Source organism: Streptomyces sp. NPDC087215 (genome assembly GCF_044744885.1).
Lineage (GTDB): Bacteria > Actinomycetota > Actinomycetes > Streptomycetales > Streptomycetaceae > Streptomyces.
The window spans coordinates 544,241-566,321 of record NZ_JBIUZD010000003.1 but is presented as its reverse complement, the minus strand read 5'-3'; the positions used below and the strand labels follow the sequence as shown (position 1 = coordinate 566,321).

Genomic DNA, 22,081 nt, shown 5'->3' with positions numbered 1-22,081 from the left:
CGGAGCCCGCACGTGCCGGGGCGCTCGCGCGCCCGAGCCGGGCCGATGCCTTCGTGGAGGACCGGACCCACCAGGGCTGAGGCACTCGCGCGACCGCGCGGGGCTAGCCCACCGCCGCGTACGCCTCGTACGTCGCGTCGTCCTCCATGGCCACGGGCAGCAGGCCCGCTCCGCGCTCGTACTCCGTGCGCGCGGTCTCCAGGAGACGGCGCCACGAGGTGACGGTCGGCCTGCGGCGCAGCAACGCGCGGCGCTCCCGCTCCGTCATACCGCCCCACACACCGAACTCCACGCGGTTGTCGAGGGCGTCGGCGAGGCACTCGGTCCGCACCGGGCATCCGGTGCACACCGCCTTCGCCCTGTTCTGCGCCGCTCCCTGAACGAAAAGTTCATCCGGATCGGTAGTGCGGCAGGCCGCCTGCGCACTCCAGTCAGCTACCCAGCCCATACCGGCGCCGTCCTCTCCCGAATCGAGGCTCCCCCACGGCGACAGCGGCATATTCACCGCTGCCAGTTGGGACGTTACGGAAGGCCGGGACGCCGCAACACCCCCTTCAGGCCCAATCTTGGATGGCCCGAACGGACTATGCGTACGCGTCAGATCACCCAGAGGAGTGACCGGAGGACATGCGCGTGATAGTGGACATACCGCCTGGACATGCCCGTATCGCTCGGGTCCACTCGGGACACCGCATGACGCATGAGCCGTAATCGGACACGAGCCGCCCGCGCTTCGGGGTCGCGGGATTTCATGTCGATGTCACACCCGGGTCTTGATGCCGGACCACACTGCTGTGACAGTTGGGAGCAGCTTAGGCCAAGGCATATACGTGTGTCCGGCGAATGAGAACGTAGGCTGCCCCCATGGCAAAGAAGCGCTCGGGCGGTGGTCTGACCGGGACCCAGCAGGCCGCCAAGTTCCTCGGTGTCAGCGTGCTCTCCGGAGCCGTGCTGGCGGGTATCGCCCTGCCCGCGGCCGGGGTGTTCGGACTGGCCGCGAAGGGCACGGTCGAGGGGTTCGACGAGATCCCCTCCAATCTGAAGACTCCTCCGCTGAGTCAGCGCACCAAGATCCTGGACTCCGAGGGCGGTCTGATCGCCACGGTGTACTCGCGGGACCGGACGGTCGTCCCGCTCGACAGGATCTCCCCTTACATGCAGAAGGCGATCGTCGCGATCGAGGACGGACGCTTCTACGAGCACGGAGCGGTCGACCTCAAGGGTGTGCTGCGCGCGATCAACAAGAACGCGCAGTCCGGCGGGGTCTCGGAGGGCGCGTCCACGCTGACCCAGCAGTACGTGAAGAACGTCTTCGTCGAGGAGGCGGGTGACGACCCGGAGAAGGTCGCGCAGGCGACCCAGCAGACCATCGGCCGCAAGGTCCGCGAGCTGAAGTTCGCGATCCAGGTCGAGGAGGAGCTGGGCAAGAAGAAGATCCTGGAGAACTACCTCAACATCACGTTCTTCGGGCAGCAGGCGTACGGCATCGAGGCCGCCTCGCAGCGGTACTTCTCCAAGCGCGCCGCCGACCTGACCCTGGGCGAGGCGGCGATGATGGCCGGTCTCGTGCAGTCGCCGAGCCGCTACGACCCGGTCAACGACATCCAGGAGGCCACCAAGCGCCGCAACGTGGTCCTCCAGCGGATGGCCGACGTGAAGGACATCAGCCAGGCCGAGGCGGACAAGGCGAAGGCGACCCCGCTGAAGCTGAAGGTGAAGATGCCGAAGAACGGCTGCATCACCGCCGTCGCGGGCTCCGGCTTCTTCTGCGACTACGTCCGCAAGACGATCCTCAACGACCCGGTCTTCGGCAAGACCGCCGAGGAGCGCACGAAGCTGTGGAACCTCGGCGGTCTCACCGTCAGGACCACGCTCTCGCCGCGCGCGCAGGCCGCCGCCAACGAGGCCGCCATCGCGAAGATCAACAAGGACGACCAGGTCGCCGCCTCGGTGGTGCAGGTCCAGCCCGGCAGCGGCAAGATCCTCTCGATGGGCCAGTCCCGCCCCTACGGCCTGGACCAGAAGCAGCACCAGACCACGCTGAACCTGGCCGTCGGCAGCAAGATGGGCGGCACCACGTACGGCTTCCAGACCGGCTCGACGTTCAAGCCGATCACGGCCGCGGCGGCCCTGGAGAAGGGGCTGAGCCCGGCGCAGTCCTTCGACACCCCGTGGAAGATCAACATCCCGGAGAAGGACTACACCCGCTGTGACGGCAAGCCCGCGGGCTACGCCAACTGGGAGATCGGCAACGAGCTGGAGTCGGAGGAGGGCGCCTTCGACATGACCAGCGCCCTCGGCAAGTCCATCAACACGTACTTCGCCAAGCTGGAGCAGATGGCCGGCCTCTGCGAGACGATCACGATGGCCAAGAACATGGGGTACGAGCGCGAGCTGGGCAAGAAGGTCAAGGAGCTCCCCTCGATCACCCTCGGCGCCCAGGAGAGCACCCCGCTCGACATGGCGACCGTCTACGCGACCTTCGCCAACCGGGGCATCTACTGCACCCCGATCGCCATCGAGTCCGTGAAGGCCGCCAACGGCGACAAGCTGAACGTGCCGGACACCAAGTGCACCCGGGCGATGAGCGAGCGCACCGCCGACACGATCAACCAGATGCTGAAGGGCGTCGTCGAGGACGGCACGGGTACCAAGGCAGGTCTGAGCGACCGGGACAACGCGGGCAAGACCGGTACGACCAACGACCGCAAGGACGCCTGGTTCGTCGGCTACACCCCGAACCTCTCCACCGCCGTCTGGGTCGGTGACGACATCGGCGAGAAGAAGTCGATGTTCGACATCACCATCGGCGGCGAGTACTACGACAAGGTCTGCGGCGGCTGCCTTCCGGGCCCGATCTGGAAGATCGCCATGACGGGCGCGCTGGACGCCGGGCAGACCCCGGGCTTCGCCGCCGTCTCCGTACCGCGTGCCGAGAGGCCGAAGGCGCCGGAGGACGGCGACGAGGGCCCGAACCGCGACAAGCGGAGGCCGCGCGACGGCAAGCCGGGCGACGGCGATCCCACGAACCCGCTGCCCGGGATGACGATCCCACCGGGCACGTTCGGTGACGGGGACGGCAACGACGGCGGAGACCGCTGACACCCCGCCGAGGACATGAGGAAGGGCGCCCCGCTCCGGTGGGGCGCCCTTCCTCATGTGGTGCGGGTCCGCGCGGCGGCGGGACGGGGCCGCTGGTCGGGGGCCTGTCCGGGACCGCCCCCCGACCGGGGACAGCCCGTTCGTGAGGTCGACCCGTCGGAGGTCGACCCGTCGGAGGTCGGCCCGGCTCCCGCCGGGGTCCGCGTGGCGGGAACCGGAGAACCGGGAGGCCCGGGAAGCCCGGACACCGGACAAAGGGCTCGGATCAGCCCGCGAGGAGCTTCTTCACCGCGGCGGCGACCCGGCCGCCCTCCGCCCGACCGGCCACCTTCGGGTTCACGATCTTCATGACGGCGCCCATGGCACGCGGCCCCTCGGCGCCCGCCGCCCGCGCCTCCTCGACGGCGGCGGCGACGATCGCGTCGAGCTCGTCGTCACCGAGCTGCTTCGGCAGGTACGCGTCGAGGAGAACGCCCTCGGCCTTCTCCCGCTCGGCGGACTCGGAACGGCCGCCCTGGGCGAAGGCGTCCGCGGCCTCTCGGCGCTTCTTCGCCTCCCTGGCGATCACCTTCTGCACCTCGTCGTCGGAGAGTTCGCGCTTGGTGGTGCCCGCGACCTCCTCCTTCGTGATGGCGGTGATGGTCAGCCGGAGGGTCGAGGAACGCAGTTCGTCGCGCGCCCGGATCGCGGCATTGAGGTCGGCCTGGAGCTTCTCCTTGAGCGTGGTCATGGGGTCAAGTGTGGCAGGTGTCGCGCCCCGCCCGCCCGCGCATTTCCCCTCGTCGGGTCTGCGACGATGGGGGAATGCGCGCACGGTACGGGATCCCCCTCAAGATCACGGCAGGTCTCACGGCGGCGGCCGCCGCCGGAATCGTCTACGCGGCGGGGGTCGAAGCCCGCTCGTTCCGGCTCCGCCGTGTGACGGTGCCGGTGCTGCCGCCCGGCATGAGCGATCTGCGGGTGCTCCAGGTCTCCGACATCCACATGGTGAGCGGCCAGCGGAAGAAGCGGGCCTGGCTCCAGTCCCTCGCGGGCCTCCGTCCGGACTTCGTCGTCAACACCGGCGACAACCTCTCGGACCCGGAGGCCGTACCGGAGCTGCTGGACGCGCTCGGCCCGCTCATGCAGTTCCCGGGCGTGTACGTCTTCGGCTCCAACGACTACTACGGCCCCCGGCTGCGCAACCCCGCCCTCTACCTGATGGAGAAGGTGCAGGGCCGTCACGGGCTCAACGGCAACAAGCCGGTCGTCGACGCCGTCCACAACCCGTGGGAGGGCATCCGGGACGCCTTCGACGCGGCGGGCTGGGCGAACCTCACCAACACCCGCGGCAGGCTCAAGCTGCCGCAGGCGGACCTCGCCTTCACGGGGCTCGACGACCCGCACATCAAGCGCGACCGGTACGAACGGGTGACGGGCGGCCCCGACCCCGACGCCGACTTCACGATGGGCGTGGTCCACGCCCCGTACCTGCGCGCGCTCGACGCCTTCACGGCCGACGGGTACGAGCTGCTCCTCGCCGGGCACACCCACGGCGGTCAGCTGTGCATCCCCTTCTACGGGGCGCTGGTCACCAACTGCGACCTGGACACCGACCGGGTCAAGGGCCTCTCCACCCACACGGCCGGGGGCCGGACCTCGTACCTGCACGTCTCCGCCGGCTGCGGCACCAGCCGCTACACCCCGGTCCGCTTCGCCTGCCCGCCGGAGGTCACCCTCCTCACCCTGACGGCCCGCGCGTAGCCCCCGAATACCGGATTTCGCCTCAGCCCGCGCGTGGGCTAAAGTAAGCGATGTCGCCGCGAAGTGAAGAACAGCGCAGTGACATCGGGGTGTAGCGCAGCTTGGCAGCGCGCTTCGTTCGGGACGAAGAGGTCGTGGGTTCAAATCCCGCCACCCCGACAGCCGTAACAGCAGGTGTGGCCGGTACTGGTATCAGTACCGGCCACACCTCTTTGTGGCTGTGACCAGTGCTTACCGCGTGTCCGGGGGAGAGGGCGAGCTTGCTCCCGCGCGGGCGGGAGCGGGAGACGAAGCAGGTGGTCGGCTGGGCTGGGGGGCGTGCCGCTCCTGAGTCGCTGTGGGGCGGTCGGCCGGGGGGGAAAAATCCGGTTGGCGGGGTGGAGGGGCGTTGTTACGCTCCCGACGTCCCGTGGTGTGCGGGGCCTTCGTCGAACGGCCCTCTTCGGGTCACTGTCAAGGATGTGTTGATGCCCCGGACCGCGCCGAGCGCGCCTCGCCACGCCGCGTAATCCTTCGTCATCTTCTTGGGGCCGTCGTCACGGCCCCGGCGAGGACCGCTCGGCCTGCTCTTGCTGCCCTGTACGACTTCCAGCAAGGAGCACACCCCGGGTGTCCCACACCGACCACGCCTTCACCTGCGTCGCGTGCGGCCTGACCGTCGCCGCGTCCGCCGACCACTGCCCCTCCTGCCTGCACTCCCGGCACGTCCTCGACCACGTCGAGGGCGGGCCGAGCGACTGCGAGGGCCGGATGGTCCCGATCGCCGTCGCCGTGCTCCGCACCGGCGACTGGCGGGTCATCCACCGCTGCGCGCGCTGCGACGAGCTGACCTCCTCGCCGGTCCGCGCGGACGACAACCAGCTCGTCCTGATGCGGATGGCGGTCCGTCCCCTGGCCCAACCGCCTTTCCCGCTCGAAGCGTTCGGCGCCCACTGATCCGGAAGGAGGAACCGTCATGCCACGACGCCCGCACGACCGGCGCCCGCAACGGCCCAAGACCGTTCTGCACGGCCGGATCCGCGACCGGGCCGACTGCTTCCGGTGCGTCGGCTGCCGTCTGGACGTCCCGCTGGACGCGCCCGGCACCGCGCACCGGAACCACTGCCCCCACTGCCTGGCCAGTCTGCACGTCGACCACCGCGTCCCCGGCGACCGGGCCTCGGACTGCCGGGGCCGTATGGAGGCAGTGGGGCTCTGCGCCCGGGACGACGGCGAGTGGATGATCATCCACGAGTGTCTGTCCTGCGGGGAGCTCGGCACCAACCGGGCCGCCGGGGACGACAACCCGCTGGTCCTCGTCCGGCTCGCGCTCCGGCCGCTGCGCGACCCCCGCAGGGCCGCCCAGGTCCTCGCCTCCCTGTGACCCGCCCCGCTCAGTACGGTCTCGTCCACCCCGGGCGCCAGGTGCCCGGGGTGTCCGGGGCGGGGGACACCCCCGCGAGGTGGGCCCGCAGGACCGTCAGGGCCGGGTGGGGGTTGTCGCGGTGCCACAGGAGCGAGTGCGGGTAGACCGGCACCGGGTCGGTCACCGGGACGCGGCGCAGACCGTGGCCCGCGGGCCAGACCAGCCGGGTGCCCTCGCTCATGAAGGTGGCCAGGGCCGGGGTGTCGGCGACGGTGTCGAGGAGCGCGTCGGAACCGAAGTTGGGGCCGGTCGCCTCGATGGTGAGACCGAACTCGGCGACCAGCTCGTCGTAGTAGGCGGCCCACTCCGTCCCCGGCACGATGCCGGGCATCCAGATCCGGTGCCCGACCAGCTCGGCGACGGTCACCGACCGGGCGCGCGCCAGCGCGTGGCCGGGGCCGGTGAGCAGCTGGAGCGGCTCGTCGAGGACCCGGACGGACGCGATGTCCTCCGGCAGCGGACGGCCGGGGTCGGCGACGGCCCGGAAGGACGCGTCGATGGCGCCGGACCGGAGGGCGGCGACCGCCTCGTCGATGGCCGGCATCATCAGCACGTCGAGTTCGGTCCCGGGATGCGCCCGGTGGAAGTCGCGCATCAGGCCCGACACCGCGCCCCGCGAGTTGATCACGTCGACCCGCAGCGGGCGCCGGCCCGCGCGCACGGACGCGACGGCCCGGTCCGCGACCCGGAGCAGTTCCCGGGCGTGCGGCAGGAGGGCCTGTCCGTCGATGGTGGGCTCGGCCCCGTGCGGGGTGCGGGTGAACAGCCGCACCCCGAGGTGCCGCTCCAGGGCGGCGATCCGTTTGGAGACGGCCTGCTGGGTGACCGACAGGTCGACGGCCGCCTTCCGGAACTGGCCCGCCTCCGCGACGGCGACGAAGGTGCGTACGGCTTCGAGGTCCATGACGGACCACCTTAGGGAACAACCGCTGGTTGTGGGATTCGCCGTTTCCGGTTGTTTGACCTGCGGTACGGTCGCTCGCTTTCCTCTGTCCGGTCGGTGTCGGGTTGTTCGGACGGAACCTCGGGGGCAGGGTGGCCAGGAGACGGCTGGGGCGGCGCTTCGGTCTGCTGTGGGCGGCGTACGCGGTGAGCGCGTACGGCTCCGGGCTGGGCTTCGGGGCCCTGCCGCTGATCGCCGTACTGGTGCTGCGCGCGGGTCCCGCCGAGGTGGCCGCGCTGTCCGCCGCCGGGCCCGCGGTGGGGGCGCTGCTCGCGGTGCCGCTCGCTCCGTGGGTCGAGTTCCGGCGCAAACGCCCGGTCATGATCGTGACGGATCTGGTCCGGTGCGCGGCCCTGGCGTCGGTCCCGGTGGCGTACGCCCTCGGGCTCCTCGGCCCGGGGCAGCTGTTCGTGGTCTCGGCCACGCTCTCCGCCGCCAGGATCGCGTCCGGCGCGGCGAGCGGCGCCTACCTCAAGGCCCTGCTCCGGCCGGAGGACCTGCTCGTGGCCAACGCCCGGTTCGAGTCCACCAACTGGAGTTCCATCGCGGTCGGACCACCGCTCGGCGGGGCCGCGATCGGGGTGTTCGGACCGGTCGTCACCCTGGTCGCCGACGCGCTCGGTCACCTTCTCTCGGCGCTCTGCCTGGTCGCGGCGGGCGGCCGGGAGGAGGCCCCGCCGCGCCCGGTGGCCGGGGGCACGGCACCGGCCGGGGGCAGCACGGTACCGGCCGGGGGCACGGCACCGGTGGAGGTCACGACCCCGGCCAGGTCCACCGCACCGGCCGGGGCCCTGCTCGACGGCTGGCGGCATCTCCTCCGCGACCCCGTCCTCCGGGCGCTCTGCCTCAACAACATGGCCGTCTCCGGGCTGATCATGGCCACCGAGCCGGTCCTCGCCGTGCTCCTGCTGCGTGACCTCGGGTTCCCGCCCTGGCAGTACGCCCTCGCCTTCGCCGCCCCCTGTCTGGGCGGGCTCGTCGGCTCGCGGCTCGCCCGCCGTACCGTGGCCCGGCACGGCCGGGGCCGGGTCATCGGGGTCGTCGGCACCCTGCGGGCCGTCTGGCTGATCGGCCTCGCCCTCGTCGGTCCCGGCACCGTCGGACTCCTCACCGTGATGGCCGTCGAGCTGGCGATCATCGTCCACATGAGCCTGTACACCCCGGTGCTCGCCACCCTCCGGCTCGAACGCACCCCCCGGCACCTCGTCGCCCGCACCCTGACCGCCTGGTCGATCGCCCAGCAGGCGTCCATCGCCGTCCTCACCGCGCTCGGCGGGCTGCTCGCCGCCGCCACCGGACCCCGTACCGCCCTCGTGGTCGTGGGACTGCTCGCCCTGGCCACCCCGCTCCTGCTGCCCCGGTCCGACCGGAGCGGGACCTCACTCGCGCGGCACCGCCCGGCGCGGGGACCCGCGTCCTGACCCGACTCCCTGCCCGACTACCGGCCAACTGCCCAGCTCCCGGCTCCGCGTCCAGGCCCGGGGCCCGGGGCCACCCCCGGCCCCGCCCCGGTCCTCGAAGAAGTCCCCGCGCGCCACCGTCCCGCCTCCCGGCCCCCGAAGGAGAATCCCCGCGTGACCACCACCCCCGCGCTCGACCCCGCCCGTACCGCGCTGCTCGTCATGGACTGCCAGCCCGCGATCCTCGCCGGGCTGCCGGAGGACGGTCGCGAAGCCCTGATCGGCCGCCTGGAAGAGGCCGTCGCCGCCGTCCGTACCGCGGGCGGCGCCGTCGCCCATGTGCGCGTGGGCTTCACCGAGGCCGACTGGGACGCGATCTCCGGCACCAACAGGGCCTTCGCCCCGGCGGCCCGGCACCGCGCGCTGCACCACGAGGACCCCGCCACCGCCTTCCATCCGCGCCTCGCGCCCCGGGACGGCGACCTCGTCGTGCGCAAGACCCGGTTCGGGGCCCTGTCGACCACGGACCTCGACCGGCTGCTGCGCGAGCGAGGCATCACCACCCTGGTCGTCTCCGGCGTCAGCACCAGCGGGGCCGTCCTCTCCACCGTCCTGGACGCCGCCGACCGCGACTACCGGCTCCTCGTCCTCTCCGACGGGGTCGCCGACCCCGACCCCGACGTCCAGGACGTCCTGGTCCGGCGGGTCCTCCCGTCCCGCGCCCAGGTCCTCGACACCGCCGCGCTCCGCGCGCTACTCCGGCCGGACGGCGGCGCCTGACAGCCCCTGACAGCCGCTGACGGACCTCCGCGCGAGGCCGTCAGAGGACCGTCCGGGGCCTGTCAGCCGGGACCGGCGTCGTCAGGGACGTCGAAGCGAGACGAAGACCTGACGAGGAGCCGTGGAACACGTCGTACGCGATCCGGGCCGAGGGCCTGACCGAGAAGTACGGGGAGTTCACCGCCCTGGACGGTGTCGACCTGGAAATTCCGGCCGGGCGGGTCGTGGGAGTCCTGGGCCCCAACGGCCCACCACCGACCTCGACCCGCGCGCCCGGCAGGAAGTCCGTTACGCCGTAAGGGGGTTGGTCTCCGACGGTTCCACGGTGCTGTTCACCACCCAGTACCTGGAGGAGGCCGACCAGCTCGCCGACTCCATCACCGTCTTCGACAAGGGCCGCAAGGTCGCCGAGGGACGGCCGGGCGAGCTGAAGCGGCGCGTCGGCGGACAGGTCCTCCAGATCCGGCCCCCCCTCGCCGCCGGTCGTCCCGGGAGCCGCGCAGGGGGGCGGTTCCCTTGTCCACGACCCGTTCTCCTGGTCTCGCCGGTCCTCCGTCTCGGCCCGTTCTCCTGGTCTCGGCCGGTCCTCCGTCTCGGCCGGTTCTCGTGCGCGGCCGCTCCTCGGGTCGGTCCGCCCCTGTCCACGGCCGGCTCTCGGGCGCCTCGGGTCCGGAGCACGCATCCGGTCGCGGCGGTAGAGGTCTTCTGCGGCGGGCGGGAACCGCGACGGGGCCGCCGGAGTCCCTTCCGCCGGGGAACGGAATCTCCTCCGGCAGCGGCCGAATCGGCTTTCGGCGGGGGACCCGTGGCCCTTCCGGCGGTGGAGGGACTCGCTCCCGGCGGTGGCCGGGCGGTCTCTCCGGTCGGGGCCGGGCTTTCGTACGGCAATGACCGGGCTTTCGTCCGGTGGGGGCCGCGTCTCCCTTCCGGCAGGGGGCCGAGTCGCTTCCGGTGGGCGAGGGGAACCTGCGGCGGGGGCGGCCGGTCCTGCGACGGCGGGGGCCGGTCGGGGGGAGTGCGGCGAAGGGGCGGGCCTGGCGGCTCTAGGCTGGTTCTCTTCCGTCACGTTGATCGATCGTCGAAAGGGTGGTCTCCCGGTGCTGGTCGCGGACCGATATCGACTTCATGTGTGTATCGGCCGGGGCGGCATGGGCGAGGTGTGGCGGGCCACCGACGAAGTGCTGGGCCGGTCCGTGGCCGTGAAGCTGATGCTGGCGCAGATGGCCGATCCGTCCGCGGGCGACCGGTTCCGGCTGGAGGCTCAGACGGCCGCGCGGCTGAGCCATCCGCACGTGGTGGGCGTCTTCGACTTCGGCACCTGGGACGGGAAACTGTTCCTCGTCATGGAGCTGGTGGAGGGCGACAGCCTCGCCGGGACCCCCGCCGAACCGCTGGTGCTGCCCGCCGAGCGGCTCGCCGTGGTCGCGGCCCACGCCGCCGCCGGGCTCGCCGCCGCGCACCGGCAGGGCGTCGTGCACCGGGACATCAAGCCCGGAAACCTGCTGGTCGACGGCGACGGCACGGTCAAACTGGCCGACTTCGGCATCGCGCGGTTCGTCGACGACCCGTCGGGGGCGCTCACGACGACGGGTCAGATCGTGGGCACGGGGCTCTATCTGGCGCCCGAGCGGGCCCTCGGGCAGCCCGCCTCCTCCGCGTCCGACGTGTACTCGCTCGGCTGTGTCCTCTACCAGCTCCTCACCGGGCGGACGCCGTTCCAGGCGGACACGGCGACCGCCCTCCTGTACCAGCACATCGACACCGCCCCGGTGCCGCCGAGCCGTCTCGGCGCGGTGCTCCCGCCCGAGTTCGAGACGTATCTGCTGAGCCTGCTCGCGAAGCAGCCGGAGCAGCGGCCCCCGGCGCAGGGCATCGCGGACTGGTTCTCCTCCGGCGCCTGGCGCGGCTATCCGCAGACCGTCCCGGCGGGGCCGGTGCCGGGGCCGGTGCAGCACCGGCGTCCGGGCGGGCGGTCACCCGCTCCGGCCCGGCCCCTGCCCGCGCACGCGCCCGGCCCGGGTCGCGCGCCCGCGCACGCGCCTGCCGCTCACGCCCCCGCGACCGCGTCCGTGCCGCTGCCGCCCTCGGTGCCCTCGCCGGTACCGCCGCCGAGGACCGCGCGCGGGTCCGGCCAGGGTGCCGGGACGATGTCCTCGTCGCGGCGGCGCGAACGGCCCGCCGGTGCGGGCGACCGGCTCGCCGAGATCTCCCGGCGCCGCCCCCGCAAGACCGCCGCCGTCGCCGGGGCCATCGCCTTCGTCGTCTTCCTGGTCATCGGGATGGCCTGGCTGTCCTGAGCCGTACGGACCGGTGGCCGCCCTCGGGGTTCCCGTACGGGCCGGGGCGGCGGATCTTTCCTTCCCGTTACGGACCGGGGAGACGGCCCCGTCTTCCGGTACGGCCGGTGCAGCCGGTACGGCCAGGCCGACCGGTTTCCGTCGCACGGCCCGCCGCTTCACACGGCCCGCACGGCCCGCCGCCTCACACGGCCCGCTCGGCCCCGCGGCCCACCCGGCCCCGCGACCCGTTCAGTACGGTCTCGGCGCCATCACCAGCGGTTCCCCGTCCGCCGTCGCGAGCAGCAGGCAGCGCGGGACTCCGGGCCCCGGGGTGGCCCGTACCGTCACCGTCCTCGGCGGATCGGTGGGCAGCTCGACCGGGACCGTGACCGCACCGTCTTCCCTGGTCGTGGCGTAGCCGGTCTCCTTGCCGTCGACGAGGACCTCGACCACGGGGTGGTGCCCGGTCCGCACGGTCGCGGAGACCGAGTGCCCGAGGTAGTCGATGTGGAAGTGGTGTCGGCTCATGGGTCACCTCCGTCGGTAACTCAAGGGTAGGTACGGAAGGCCTCCTCCGCCGCTCCTGCCCCGGGGCCCGCCTCCGCCGGGCCCGCCCCGGGAGCGCGTTCCAGTAGGCGCGCGCCTCCGCCCGGAAGGCACCCTGGGCGGGCGCGCCCGCCCCGGAGCCGGTCCCGGCCCGAGGTGCGGCCCCGGCACCCCGGTGATCAGATGGTCCGGTACGCCGATCACCACCCCCGTGGAACGGAGCCCCGGCACATGAGCGAGCCCCTTCCCCCCTCCGACGACACCACCGACTTCGAGAACGCGGACCGGGGCTTCCTCGGCGCCCTCGTCCCCGGCGTGGTCACGGACGCCGCCGGGCGCACGGTCTGGGACGGCGACGCCTACGGCTTCCTGGCCGAGGACTGCCCGGACACGGCGCACCCGAGCCTCTGGCGGCAGTCCCGGCTCGCCGCGAAGCAGGGCCTGTACGAGGTCACCGACGGCATCTACCAGGTGCGCGGGCTCGACCTGTCGAACATGACGGTCGTCGAGGGCGAACGCGGGATCGTCGTCATCGACCCGCTGATCTCCACGGAGACCGCCGAAGCGGCCCTCGCGCTCTACCGGGCGTACCGCGGCGACCGTCCGGTGACCGGTCTGATCTACACCCACTCGCACGGCGACCACTTCGGCGGCGCGCGGGGCGTCCTGCCGCACGGCACCGAGGAAGGGGTGCCGGTCCTCGCCCCGGCCGGTTTCCTGGAGCACGCGGTCAGCGAGAACGTCTACGCGGGCAACGCGATGACCCGGCGGGCGAGCTTCATGTACGGGTCGAACCTCCCGAAGGCGCCGGACGGGCAGATCGGCGCCGGTCTCGGCCCGACGACCTCCACCGGCACCATCAGTCTCGTCCCGCCGACCGTGGACATCACGGAGACCGGCCAGGAGGAGACCGTCGACGGGGTGCGGATCGTCTTCCAGCTGACGCCCGGCACCGAGGCTCCCTCGGAGATGAACTTCCTCTTCCCCGACCACCGCGCCCTGTGCCTGGCCGAGAACGCCACGCACACCTTCCACAACATCCTGACCCTGCGCGGGGCGGTGGTCCGCGACGCCCGGATCTGGGCCGTGTACCTCGACGAGGCCATCGAGTACTTCCACGGGCGGTACGACGTCGCCTTCGCCTCCCACCACTGGCCGACCTGGGGCCACGACGAGGTGGTGCGGTTCCTGACCGAACAGCGCGACCTGTACGCGTACACCCACGACCAGACGCTGCGGCTCCTCAACGAGGGGCTGACCGCACCGGAGATCGCCGAGCGCCTGGAGCTGCCGCCCGCCCTCGCGCGCGCCTGGCACGCGCGCGGCTACTACGGCTCCCTCAGCCACAACACGAAGGCGGTCTACCAGCGCTACCTGGGCTGGTTCGACGGCAACGTGGCCCATCTGTGGGAGCATCCGCCGACCGAACTGGCCCGCCGGTACGTGGACGTGGCCGGTGGCCCCGGGGCGACCCTGGCCAAGGCCCGCGCGTACGCCGAGGAGGGCGATCTGCGGTTCGCCGCGACCCTGCTGAACCACCTGGTCTTCGCCGACCCGGAGGACGTCCCGGCGAAGGAGACGCTCGCCGGGGTCTACGAGCGGCTCGGACACGGCTCCGAGAACGGGCCCTGGCGCAACTTCTACCTGACCGCCGCTCAGGAACTGCGGCACGGTATCAGCGGCGAGATGGTCGACATGACCAACCCCGAGATGTCGACGGCCCTGACCGTGCCCATGCTGGTCGACTCGATCGCGGTGCGGATCGACGGGCCGCGCGCCTGGGACGAGGACCTCACCGTCGATCTGGTCCTCCCCGGGGAACGCCGCCGTCTCACCCTCCGGCACGGTGCCCTCACCCAGCGGGCCGTGCCGGACACTCCCCGGACGCCCGCCGGGCTCGTCCTCACCCTCGACAAGGCGGGACTGCTCGGGCTGCTCGCCGGAGGGGACCCCGGGGAGCCGGGCATCGGGGTGGAGGGTGATCCGGCCCTGCTGGCGCGCCTCCTGTCGTACGTGACGACACCCGATCCGCTGTTCCCGGTGGTGACCCCGTGAGACACCGTCCGGCGGGCGGGCCGGGTCAGCGGGCGAGACCGGCCACCACTCCCAGCGCGATCAGCGTCAGGCAGATCCCCAGGTTCACCACCTTGTACTGGAGGAAGACCGCGACGAACTCGCGGATGGTCGCCGAGGGCCAGAAGTAGGCGGCCGTCGGCGAGCCCACCACCTGGCCGTCCACGCCCGCCCTACGGGCCATCAGGGCGGCCCGGAAGGCGTGGAAGTTGTTGGTGACGACCACGCACGCGGAGCCCGGCCGCTCCCGCTCCATCAGCTCCCTGCTGAACAGCAGGTTCTCCTCGGTGGTCCGGGACCGGTCCTCGCGGACCAGCGCGTCGGCGGGGAAGCCCCGCTCGACGAGGTAGTCGGCCATCGCGTGGGACTCGGACAGGTGCTCGTCGGGGCCCTGTCCGCCGGAGGTGACGAGGACGGGCGCGGGGCGGTCGGGTCCTCTGCGCGCGGCCAGCAGCTCGTACACCTGCCGTCCTCTGTCCAGGCGGCTGGCGAGCAGCGGGGACACCCGGCTGCCGCCGATCAGACCGGAGCCGAGGACCACCACGAAGTCGGCGTCGCGGCGGACCCTCATACGGCCGTACAGGAAGGCGTAGCCGACGAAGCAGACGAAGAGGAACGACACGTAGCCGAGGACGAGCAGGGTGGTGCCGACGATCAGGGCGAGGACCACGGACCGGGTGACGACGGCGGACGCGGCGAGGCCCATCACCCCGAGTATCCCGAGCCCGGCGAGGAGCGACAGCAGGTTGGCGGGGTGTCTGCCCTCCTTGCGGACCATCTTCACGCCGTTCGCGCAGAGCAGTCCGGCGAGGACGAGCGGGCCGAGGGCGACCACGAGGAGCAGCAGGACCATCACGGTCTCGGCGACGCCCGGCGGGGCGTCCTCGATCCCGGTGAGGAGCCCGATGCCGAGGAAGGTGACGGCGAGCCCCAGATACACGGCGTTGCCGAAGCGGCGCCGGTCCCGCAGCACACCGACCCCGAAGAGCAGCAGGAACACGGCGGCGACGACGAAGGCGATCATGTCGGCATCGTAGACAGCGGGACGGGCCCGGAACGGGGCCAGCTCGCATCTGTGGAAAACTCCGCGACCCGCGGTCCGGCCGCCGGGGCGGTCGGCCGGGGACAGTCGGCTAAGGACAGTCGGCCAGGGTGAACAGACCGAGCCTGGCGCCCTCCTCGAAGGCGTCCCGCAGCGCCGGGTCGTCCCGCAGCGACCGCAGGTCCCGGTCCCGGTGGGCCCGTACGGCCTCCACGAACCGCGCGGGCCGGTAGGACGGTTCGAAGGCGGAGGTCCGCAGCAGGTCCACCGCGCCCAGGAGCCGGGCCGCCGTGTCCTTCCGGCCGCCGAGCGACCGCATCTGCGCGAGGAGTTCCGCCGCCACGGCCGCCCCCACCGAGGAGCCGAGGTCCAAGTGCGCGCGCAGCGCCCGCCTGGCGTGCCCCGCCGCCCGCTCCGGGTCCCCGTCCCAGGCGGCGAGTTCGGCCCGTACGTGCTCGGCCCAGGCGTCGGCGTACACATCGGCCGGCCGGGCGTCCCCGGCCCGGTGCTCCCGCTCCGCCCCGCCGAGCGCCTCCCGGGCGCCCCCGGGATCGGTCCGGCACAGGGAGAGCGCGAGGCCCACCCAGCAGCCGTGCCGGGACGGCCCGAACTCCGTCGGCTCCGAGACCAGTTCGAGGGACTCGCGGAAAGCGGCGGCCGACGCGCGCGTGCGCCCCTGGTGGAGGGCGGCCGAACCGCGCAGATGGGCCAGCACGCCGAGGGCGCCGTCGTCGCCGTCGCGCTCCGCCGCCTCGACGGCCCGGCCGAGCAGCCGGGTGGCCTCCTCGGGGCGGCCGGACTCCAGCTCCAGGAAGCCCGCGAGCCACAGCGCGCGGGCCGGTGGCGGCCCGGGGTACAGGGAGAGGGCGTGCCGCAGCCGGGTCCGGCCCTCGGCGACCCGGCCGCAGGCCACCCACAGGAACCACAGGGTGACGGCGGTCTCGACGGCCGTGGCGGCCTCCTCGCCGGGCGCGCCGGACGCCGTCGTCGGGTCCATGGCGGCAGCCAGGTCGGGGAGTTCCCGCAGGGCGAGGTCGCGGGCGTCGAGCTGTCGGCCGTCCCGCCACCGGTCGGCGGCCCGCCGGGCGAGCTCCAGCGACCAGCGCCGGTGGCGGGGGACGACGGACGGGCGGTCGCCGCGCGCGCTGAGCCGCCGGGCGCCCACCGCCCGCACGGGGTGCGGCATCCAGTAGCGGGGTTCGGCGGGCTCCCCGTCGAAGAGGTCGTCGACCGGGAGGAGGGCGAGCGGGGCCAGCCGGTCGAGAACCACGAGCACGCGCGCGGGGGGCAGTTCACCGAAGCCGCACACCGCGCGGACGGCCTCCCGGCCGAAGGCGCCCTCGAATACGGAGAGCCGCTCCCACAGGAGCCGCTCGGCGGGCCCGCAGCGGGCGTATCCCTCCTCGGCGGCGGCGAGTTGCCCGGTGGTCACCTGCTCGCCCCACAGCAGAGCCGTCCCCGCCGTCTCTCCGCGCCTTGTACGGCCCGCGTGCCTCATGCGTCACTCTCCCAGCGTCATCCATGGCACATCCTGGAGGTGTCCCCCGCACCGGGCAAGGTGACCGCCCGGCCCCTGTCCAGGGCCGGGCCCACGTGTTTTGATGGAAGGCATGGAGTTCGCCGTGTTCGTGACGCTGCCGGGTCTGGTCATCCTGCTGACCGTGATCGCCTTCGCCGACCAGATCCTGCGCATGACGGGCAGGGGGAAGCGCAGCGGCCAGATCTCCTCGACCGGCTTCGAGCAGCTGCACGCCACCTTCTCGCAGGGCAAGCAGAACGAGCTCAAGGAGCGGCAGAGCGCGCTCGTGCTCCGCGACGACGAGGAGGACGGCGCCCCGCCGCACCGCTCGACGGTGGACCTCAAGGGCGGGCGGGCCGTCATAAGGATCAGCCGTCCGACCCCGTGACCTCCTGGTCAGGCCGGACGTGATGCCCTGAGCGAGTACATCAGCGGAATGCGGGGCCGGTCCGCCGGGAAGCGGTAGTAGCCGTCCTCGTGCCGCTGGAGCGAGCCGTAGCGGGGGACCAGCGACACGTCGTGCTCGTGCAGGAAATCGACGCGCAGCCCCGCCGAGGCCAGCGCGGTGACGACCTCGCCGACCGGGTGCACCCACTCCACGCTGCGGTTGTGGACGGTGACCGCGTCGAGGTCCGCGTACGTCCCCGGCGTGGTGTCCACCCACGGCTCGCGGACGAAGTAGTCGTGCACGACCCGGCCGCCCGTCTCGTCGTCGAGCGAGTCGGCCAGCGGATGGAATTCGGCCAGGTAGAGGAAGCCGCCCGGCGCGACGAGCGAGGCGGCGGTCCGTGCCCAGCGCCGGATGTCGGGCAGCCAGCACAGCGCCCCGACTCCCGTGTACACGATGTCGTACGCGTCGTCCGGGACGGCCGCGGCGGCGTCGTACACGTCGGCGGCGACGAACGCGGCCCGCTCCCGGGACAGCCCCAGGTCGGCGGCGAGCGAGCGGGCGGCCTCCACCGCCGGTACGGAGAAGTCCAGCCCGACGACCCGGGAGGCGCCGTGCCGCGCCCAGGACAGCGTGTCGAGGCCGATGTGGCACTGGAGGTGCAGCAGGCTGCGGCCGGTGACGTCGCCGACCTCCGCGCGCTCGAAGTCCCGCAGGGGGTCCTTGCCCGCGCGGAAGGAGTCGAGGTCGTAGAACTCCGCCGCGGTGTGGATCGGGACCCGCTCGTCCCAGCGGGCGCGGTTGGTCTCGTGCCAGTCCTCGGGCGTCGGGGAGTACATGTCGGCGAGGTTATCCACAGGTCGCGGCGGACGCGAGCGGATTGTCCGCCGCGCGGAGCATCATGGGTGCCATGACTGAGACCAGGAACGCCGAGCCCACCGAACCGACCCCGCTGTGGGAGCGGCGCTTCAGGGCGCCCCGCGTCTCGCTGCCCGAGTGGGCCGAGGACGCCCCCGACCGCTCGCTCTTCGTGTCCAACGCGACCGGGACGTACGAGCTGTACGCCTGGGACCGGACGACCGGGGAGCAGCGGCAGGTCACGGACCGGCCGAACGGGACGACGGACGGGACGCTGTCGCCGGACGGCGCCTGGATCTGGTGGTTCTCGGACACCGACGGGGATGGATCTTGCCCCTACTTGAGAACGCCTGTCCAGTCCTTCGGGCATCCGCCGCCCTGCTCGTCCGCTGACTCCCGCCCCTCCGGTCCCTCCCGAGGGGCTTCTTTATGCGACAACGCCAATATTGCCGTGACCGCATAGACGGCGGTGACGCCTGCTCCGTACGGTCGTGGAGCCGCCCCACGAGGGGGCGCGGGACAGGGGGTTTCGCCATGGCTCGTGAGGAACTGACCCGGCTGACCGGCAACGGGAACGGCACGTGCGGTAAGGACGACTGCCCGAACGTCTACCGGACCGCGTCCGGCTCGTTCGTCGTCCAAGGTGACGTGTCGCAGGCGTTCAACGCCCCGGACGGGGAAGGGCTCGTGGAGATCCCGGAGGAGACGTTGAGGGAGGCGTTCCGTGTTCTTGGCTGGTGAGGAATGGGCAGCGCGATTCGAGCGGTTCACGCGGGAGGCGTGGCGTCTTGAAGCGTTGCCGCAGTACCTCATGCCGCAGGAGGAAGAGGAGTTCGCAGCCTTCCGCGCCGGGGCGCGCATCGACCCGGAGAAGGTGACGAACGAGTACACCGACCGGCTACGCCGACAGGCCACGGAGGGACGCACGCAAGGGCGCGTCCATGTCGTCACTCGCCCCTTGTCGGATTACCTGCGCTTCGAGTTCCACCACTACTACAAGGCTCACGCCTTGGCAGGTGAGCAGATCCGCATTCTCGACGTGACGGATAGGCCCAATCCCCTGGACGGGGTGCATGACTTCTGGATGTTCGATCAGTCCGAAGTGGTGCTCATGAACTACCACCCGGACGGCAGGCAGATCAGCCGAGAGGTCCACGACGGTTCTACTGAACCGTTCCTCGAATACCAGAGGATCGCGGTATCCGAATCAGTCCCCTTCGAGGAGTACGTGAAGGGCCTTGACCTTTGATCCGGAGACCCTAGGTCAATCCAGGTCTGACCTGGCAGGGGTCTTGAAGAACGAGCGCAAGCGGGCCGGGTGGACTCAAGTCCGGCTCGCTAAGCGCTGCAACATGAGCCAGACCAGGGTCAGCAATATCGAGAGCGGAAAGCTGACCCCGGCCATAGTGGATGTGGAACTGATCCTCGAAGCTCTTGGAGCAGAGGGGACGGTGGCAACCGAGATCCTCGCTCTCGCCCGCGCAGCAAACACGGAGTGGCAGGACCACTGGGGTTCCCAGCGGCGGGGACTGGACAAGAAGCAGAACGAGTTGGCCCGGCTGGAAGCCGTCACCACAGAGTTCCGGTTCTTCCTGCCGACCATGATTACGGGTCTCCTGGCAACGCCTGACTATGTGCGGGCCAGTCTCTCGCGCAACTCCGGCGACATGTCCAAGACGGTCGCGAAGAAGCTGGAGCGCCAGCAGATCCTCTTGGACTCCTCGAAGTTCTTCACGTTCCTTCTCACGGAACAGGCCGTGCGCTGGCCTCTCGCTTCCCCCGTGGCAATGGCAATGCAGCTCGACCGCCTGGCCTCCGTCTCCCGCATTCCAAATGTGCGGCTCGGCGTGATTCCCCTTGGACTAGCCGGCCCTATCGCTGAGACGCCGCTCAGCGTCTTCACGGTCTATGACCGGCGGCTGGTCCAAGTCGAGACCCACACGGGGGCTTTGATACTTCGGGACCATAGGGATGTCAGTGCATACCGGGAGGACTTCGAGCGGTACGAATCCCATGCCGTCTTCGGGGAGGATTGCCGGTCGCTCCTCAGCGATTGGGCCATGATCTTTACCCGACTACGCCAATAGTCCTGGGTTCTCCGGGTGGTCCGGATGAAACTGGTTTCTCGCTCAGTCGGGAGGCCGTACAGGATGAGTACACCGAAGACGACGATGGCAGACCCGGTGCATCTGACGGTTCCGCTCGGGGAGCCGGACACCATGGCAGGCTGCGGCGAGTGCCTCGGTATCGCGGTGACTCGGGCCAATGCGCGCTCGGTCGGGGACTACTCGAAGGTGTCCGATGCGAACGTGGTCCTGCGGACGCACCTGCGGGAAGGGCACGGCGCCGAGTGATGGACATGCAGACGTGGCGAGACGGCCGCTTGACGGCCGAACAGGCGACCTCCGCGTTACGGGATGCCCTTGCGGCTCTTGGCCTCCCAGAGAGGGCGTGGGAGGCGCTACGTCCCGTCGTCACCTACAACGGTACGCCGTATGTACACATGGGCATGGTGCGTGCGGATGTTGCCGAGCGGATGGCAGAGGCGATGAGGGCTCGGCAGGTCGCGCAGTGAGCCGCTCAGTCCTGCGGTACGTGCAGCACCGGATCACGGAGCACCCGGATACGGATGTGACGTTCGAGGCGGAGTGCCTGCACTGCAAGTGGTCGGCGCGTCCATCGACGGACAGTGCGGCTGTGGACGAGGAGTGCATGACCCACACGGGCCGGAGCAACCACAAGGGCTTCCGACGGGTGCGCACCTCGTTCGCCATGGTGGTGCGCGCCGAGTAGGTACAGGCCCCTGCCCTTCCCGTGATCGCGGCGGCGCGACGCGGTGAGGGCAGGCCAGTTGTCCCCCGATCGGACAAGCCTTGGGCAGGAGGCAGGTCGTGTCTCCGCTTGAGCCGACGTGCTCAGGCCCTCGCCCCGGTCCGCCCTCGTATGCGGGGTGCCGTGCAACCACCCGGCGCACGGTGAGGGACACAGGCCCCTGTCAGTCGCCCCCGTGGCTGGCAGGGGCTCACCCATGCCGGACATGACGATGCCCCCGACGCGTACGTCAGGGGCCAGTCAGAACGGCTGTGCGCCTGCCTCAGGCGCTTTCTCCGAGGTGCCGGTACAGGGTGGCCCGGTGGACTCCCAGGCCCTTGGCGATGGCTGTGACGCTCTCGCCCTTGGCGTGCCTGGCGCGGGCCACGGCCAGCTTGTCATCGTCCATGACGGACGGGCGTCCGCCCACGTTGCCCTTGCGGGCGGCGGCTTCGAGCCCTTCCATCGTCTTCTCCCGGATGCCCTCCCGCTCGACCTCCGCACTGACGGCGAGAACGGCGAACACGATGGCTCCCGCCCCGTTCGGGTCGTACACCCCCTGGAGGGGACCGGAGAGGAGTTCCAGTTGGATGCCGTCCGCCTGGAGGGTGGACGACAGGGTCATCAACTCGGCTGCACTGCGGGCAAGGCGCTTCATCTCCAGCACGGTCAGGATGACCGGTTGGCCGGGGGCGGCCTGCTTGATCTCCCGCGCCAGGGTGAGGGCCTTCTCCAGCTCCGGCCGTTCCTTCACCCGGCTGCTGATCTTCTCCGAGAACACCCGCGTGCACTGCGCCCTGGCAAGGGCATCCAACTGGGACTGGAGTTCCTGACTGGCGGTCGAGGTGCGGGCGTAGCCGAGCCGGATCGCTGCGCCCGGTACGGCGTCGGGAACCTGGGGAACGGGTGCCCCTTGCGTCCATCGTTTGCCGGGGTTGCGGTCGGCCGGGGTCTTCACGGTGAGTTCCGCCTTCAAGGCGGGCACGAGGGCGAAGCGCCCTGTGTGGTAGCTGGCTGCCACCTTGCCCGCGCCGGTACGGCAGGGACTTCCTGCGGGAGCCTGGCACTTGGGGCAGTCGTGGCGCTCGACCTGATCGGCCGGGGTGTTCATGGTCATGCCGAGGACTGTCGCACATACGTGTCGCGAAAGCTAGATAGGAGCCGGAACTTTCGCGACGGGTTACGCGACAGT

At 71.5% G+C, this 22,081-nt stretch carries 22 protein-coding genes, 1 tRNA gene and 1 pseudogene; 16 read left to right on the top strand and 8 right to left on the bottom strand.

All coding sequences use genetic code 11. From position 1 onward, the window contains the following. Positions 1–103: 103 nt before the first annotated feature. On the bottom strand, positions 104–448 hold the full coding sequence (locus ACIO92_RS12080; protein ID WP_026058363.1) for a WhiB family transcriptional regulator: 345 nt from the start codon (positions 446–448) through the stop codon (positions 104–106). A gap of 416 nt (positions 449–864) precedes the next feature. On the opposite strand from ACIO92_RS12080, the gene ACIO92_RS12075 reads away from it, so the two are divergent. Next, positions 865–3,102, top strand: a complete 2,238-nt coding sequence (locus ACIO92_RS12075; RefSeq protein WP_366442010.1) for a transglycosylase domain-containing protein — start codon at positions 865–867, stop codon at positions 3,100–3,102. Between the two features lie 265 nt (positions 3,103–3,367). Here ACIO92_RS12075 and ACIO92_RS12070 read toward each other — a convergent pair whose 3' ends face one another. Continuing rightward, entirely contained in the window at positions 3,368–3,832 is a 465-nt protein-coding gene (locus ACIO92_RS12070) for a GatB/YqeY domain-containing protein (protein ID WP_366442009.1), read from the bottom strand. Positions 3,833–3,906: 74 nt separating this feature from the next. On the opposite strand from ACIO92_RS12070, the gene ACIO92_RS12065 reads away from it, so the two are divergent. From ACIO92_RS12065 to ACIO92_RS12050, 4 genes are all read left to right on the top strand, one after another. Continuing rightward, a complete protein-coding gene (locus ACIO92_RS12065) occupies positions 3,907–4,845 on the top strand; it encodes a metallophosphoesterase (protein WP_366442008.1) in 939 nt (312 codons plus the stop codon). A gap of 85 nt (positions 4,846–4,930) precedes the next feature. Next, positions 4,931–5,004, top strand: a tRNA-Pro gene (locus ACIO92_RS12060). Between the two features lie 450 nt (positions 5,005–5,454). Then, a complete protein-coding gene (locus tag ACIO92_RS12055; protein ID WP_366441992.1) occupies positions 5,455–5,781 on the top strand; it encodes an RNHCP domain-containing protein in 327 nt (108 codons plus the stop codon). Positions 5,782–5,800: 19 nt separating this feature from the next. Beyond that, the gene (locus ACIO92_RS12050; protein ID WP_402054624.1) at positions 5,801–6,208 is read left to right on the top strand and encodes an RNHCP domain-containing protein; all 408 of its coding nucleotides are present in this window, start codon (positions 5,801–5,803) and stop codon (positions 6,206–6,208) included. A 10-nt stretch (positions 6,209–6,218) separates the two neighbouring features. On the opposite strand, the gene ACIO92_RS12045 is transcribed toward ACIO92_RS12050, so the two are convergent. Continuing rightward, positions 6,219–7,154, bottom strand: a complete 936-nt coding sequence (locus tag ACIO92_RS12045; protein WP_366441990.1) for a LysR family transcriptional regulator — start codon at positions 7,152–7,154, stop codon at positions 6,219–6,221. A gap of 131 nt (positions 7,155–7,285) precedes the next feature. On the opposite strand from ACIO92_RS12045, the gene ACIO92_RS12040 reads away from it, so the two are divergent. The 3 genes from ACIO92_RS12040 (at position 7,286) to ACIO92_RS12030 (ending at position 11,670) form a co-directional block, all read left to right on the top strand. Then, entirely contained in the window at positions 7,286–8,614 is a 1,329-nt protein-coding gene (locus ACIO92_RS12040; RefSeq protein WP_402279935.1) for an MFS transporter, read from the top strand. A 153-nt stretch (positions 8,615–8,767) separates the two neighbouring features. After that, positions 8,768–9,373: a cysteine hydrolase family protein gene (locus ACIO92_RS12035; RefSeq protein ID WP_402279937.1), complete on the top strand. Its 606-nt coding sequence runs from the start codon at positions 8,768–8,770 to the stop codon at positions 9,371–9,373. Positions 9,374–10,470: 1,097 nt separating this feature from the next. Beyond that, positions 10,471–11,670, top strand: coding sequence for a serine/threonine-protein kinase (locus ACIO92_RS12030; RefSeq protein WP_401235092.1), 1,200 nt, complete (start codon positions 10,471–10,473; stop codon positions 11,668–11,670). A 231-nt stretch (positions 11,671–11,901) separates the two neighbouring features. On the opposite strand, the gene ACIO92_RS12025 is transcribed toward ACIO92_RS12030, so the two are convergent. Continuing rightward, positions 11,902–12,180, bottom strand: coding sequence for a hypothetical protein (locus ACIO92_RS12025; RefSeq protein WP_366441986.1), 279 nt, complete (start codon positions 12,178–12,180; stop codon positions 11,902–11,904). Positions 12,181–12,429: 249 nt separating this feature from the next. Between ACIO92_RS12025 and ACIO92_RS12020 the strand changes: the two genes are divergently transcribed. Continuing rightward, entirely contained in the window at positions 12,430–14,253 is a 1,824-nt protein-coding gene (locus ACIO92_RS12020; protein ID WP_366441985.1) for an alkyl sulfatase dimerization domain-containing protein, read from the top strand. 25 nt (positions 14,254–14,278) lie between these two features. Here the strand turns inward: ACIO92_RS12020 and ACIO92_RS12015 are convergent, their stop codons facing one another. Together ACIO92_RS12015 and ACIO92_RS12010 are read right to left on the bottom strand one after the other, a co-directional pair. Beyond that, positions 14,279–15,295 carry a YdcF family protein gene (locus tag ACIO92_RS12015; RefSeq protein WP_366441984.1) on the bottom strand — a complete coding sequence of 339 codons (1,017 nt, stop codon included), beginning with the start codon at positions 15,293–15,295 and terminating at the stop codon, positions 14,279–14,281. A 109-nt stretch (positions 15,296–15,404) separates the two neighbouring features. Further along, on the bottom strand, positions 15,405–16,811 hold the full coding sequence (locus tag ACIO92_RS12010; RefSeq protein WP_402279940.1) for a tetratricopeptide repeat protein: 1,407 nt from the start codon (positions 16,809–16,811) through the stop codon (positions 15,405–15,407). Positions 16,812–16,923: 112 nt separating this feature from the next. Between ACIO92_RS12010 and ACIO92_RS12005 the strand changes: the two genes are divergently transcribed. Next, the gene (locus ACIO92_RS12005) at positions 16,924–17,220 is read left to right on the top strand and encodes a DUF6191 domain-containing protein (protein ID WP_366441982.1); all 297 of its coding nucleotides are present in this window, start codon (positions 16,924–16,926) and stop codon (positions 17,218–17,220) included. An 8-nt stretch (positions 17,221–17,228) separates the two neighbouring features. Here ACIO92_RS12005 and ACIO92_RS12000 read toward each other — a convergent pair whose 3' ends face one another. Further along, positions 17,229–18,059, bottom strand: a complete 831-nt coding sequence (locus ACIO92_RS12000) for a class I SAM-dependent methyltransferase (RefSeq protein ID WP_402054637.1) — start codon at positions 18,057–18,059, stop codon at positions 17,229–17,231. A gap of 71 nt (positions 18,060–18,130) precedes the next feature. Between ACIO92_RS12000 and ACIO92_RS11995 the strand changes: the two are divergent. The 6 genes and pseudogenes from ACIO92_RS11995 to ACIO92_RS11970 form a co-directional block, all read left to right on the top strand. Next, positions 18,131–18,407: pseudogene (locus tag ACIO92_RS11995) on the top strand (TolB family protein); the annotation flags it as partial. A 205-nt stretch (positions 18,408–18,612) separates the two neighbouring features. Next, positions 18,613–18,819 carry a hypothetical protein gene (locus ACIO92_RS11990; RefSeq protein ID WP_030145901.1) on the top strand — a complete coding sequence of 69 codons (207 nt, stop codon included), beginning with the start codon at positions 18,613–18,615 and terminating at the stop codon, positions 18,817–18,819. Further along, complete coding sequence (locus ACIO92_RS11985; protein ID WP_402279943.1) at positions 18,803–19,327, top strand: DUF6879 family protein; 525 nt, start codon at positions 18,803–18,805, stop codon at positions 19,325–19,327. Before ACIO92_RS11990 ends, ACIO92_RS11985 begins: the two co-directional genes overlap by 17 nt. After that, positions 19,317–20,165, top strand: a complete 849-nt coding sequence (locus tag ACIO92_RS11980; RefSeq protein WP_402279945.1) for a Scr1 family TA system antitoxin-like transcriptional regulator — start codon at positions 19,317–19,319, stop codon at positions 20,163–20,165. Before ACIO92_RS11985 ends, ACIO92_RS11980 begins: the two co-directional genes overlap by 11 nt. A 63-nt stretch (positions 20,166–20,228) precedes the next feature. Further along, positions 20,229–20,432: a hypothetical protein gene (locus tag ACIO92_RS11975; RefSeq protein ID WP_030145899.1), complete on the top strand. Its 204-nt coding sequence runs from the start codon at positions 20,229–20,231 to the stop codon at positions 20,430–20,432. A gap of 217 nt (positions 20,433–20,649) precedes the next feature. Then, positions 20,650–20,871: a hypothetical protein gene (locus tag ACIO92_RS11970; protein ID WP_402279947.1), complete on the top strand. Its 222-nt coding sequence runs from the start codon at positions 20,650–20,652 to the stop codon at positions 20,869–20,871. 301 nt (positions 20,872–21,172) lie between these two features. On the opposite strand, the gene ACIO92_RS11965 is transcribed toward ACIO92_RS11970, so the two are convergent. Then, a complete protein-coding gene (locus ACIO92_RS11965) occupies positions 21,173–22,006 on the bottom strand; it encodes a recombinase family protein (RefSeq protein ID WP_402279949.1) in 834 nt (277 codons plus the stop codon). Between the last annotated feature and the right edge of the window lie 75 nt (positions 22,007–22,081).

Bases quoted from the DNA above. Each gene is read 5' to 3' on its own strand.
- ACIO92_RS12005 (WP_366441982.1), top strand. From the start codon at position 16,924: ATGGAGTTCGCCGTGTTCGTGACGCTGCCGGGTCTGGTCATCCTGCTG.
- ACIO92_RS12075 (WP_366442010.1), top strand. From the start codon at position 865: ATGGCAAAGAAGCGCTCGGGCGGTGGTCTGACCGGGACCCAGCAGGCC.
- ACIO92_RS12065 (WP_366442008.1), top strand. From the start codon at position 3,907: ATGCGCGCACGGTACGGGATCCCCCTCAAGATCACGGCAGGTCTCACG.
- ACIO92_RS11990 (WP_030145901.1), top strand. From the start codon at position 18,613: ATGGCTCGTGAGGAACTGACCCGGCTGACCGGCAACGGGAACGGCACG.
- ACIO92_RS11965 (WP_402279949.1), bottom strand. From the start codon at position 22,006: ATGACCATGAACACCCCGGCCGATCAGGTCGAGCGCCACGACTGCCCC.
- ACIO92_RS12050 (WP_402054624.1), top strand. From the start codon at position 5,801: ATGCCACGACGCCCGCACGACCGGCGCCCGCAACGGCCCAAGACCGTT.
- ACIO92_RS12020 (WP_366441985.1), top strand. From the start codon at position 12,430: ATGAGCGAGCCCCTTCCCCCCTCCGACGACACCACCGACTTCGAGAAC.
- ACIO92_RS11975 (WP_030145899.1), top strand. From the start codon at position 20,229: ATGAGTACACCGAAGACGACGATGGCAGACCCGGTGCATCTGACGGTT.
- ACIO92_RS12070 (WP_366442009.1), bottom strand. From the start codon at position 3,832: ATGACCACGCTCAAGGAGAAGCTCCAGGCCGACCTCAATGCCGCGATC.
- ACIO92_RS12080 (WP_026058363.1), bottom strand. From the start codon at position 448: ATGGGCTGGGTAGCTGACTGGAGTGCGCAGGCGGCCTGCCGCACTACC.
- ACIO92_RS12000 (WP_402054637.1), bottom strand. From the start codon at position 18,059: ATGTACTCCCCGACGCCCGAGGACTGGCACGAGACCAACCGCGCCCGC.
- ACIO92_RS12045 (WP_366441990.1), bottom strand. From the start codon at position 7,154: ATGGACCTCGAAGCCGTACGCACCTTCGTCGCCGTCGCGGAGGCGGGC.
- ACIO92_RS12010 (WP_402279940.1), bottom strand. From the start codon at position 16,811: ATGAGGCACGCGGGCCGTACAAGGCGCGGAGAGACGGCGGGGACGGCT.
- ACIO92_RS12015 (WP_366441984.1), bottom strand. From the start codon at position 15,295: ATGATCGCCTTCGTCGTCGCCGCCGTGTTCCTGCTGCTCTTCGGGGTC.
- ACIO92_RS12025 (WP_366441986.1), bottom strand. From the start codon at position 12,180: ATGAGCCGACACCACTTCCACATCGACTACCTCGGGCACTCGGTCTCC.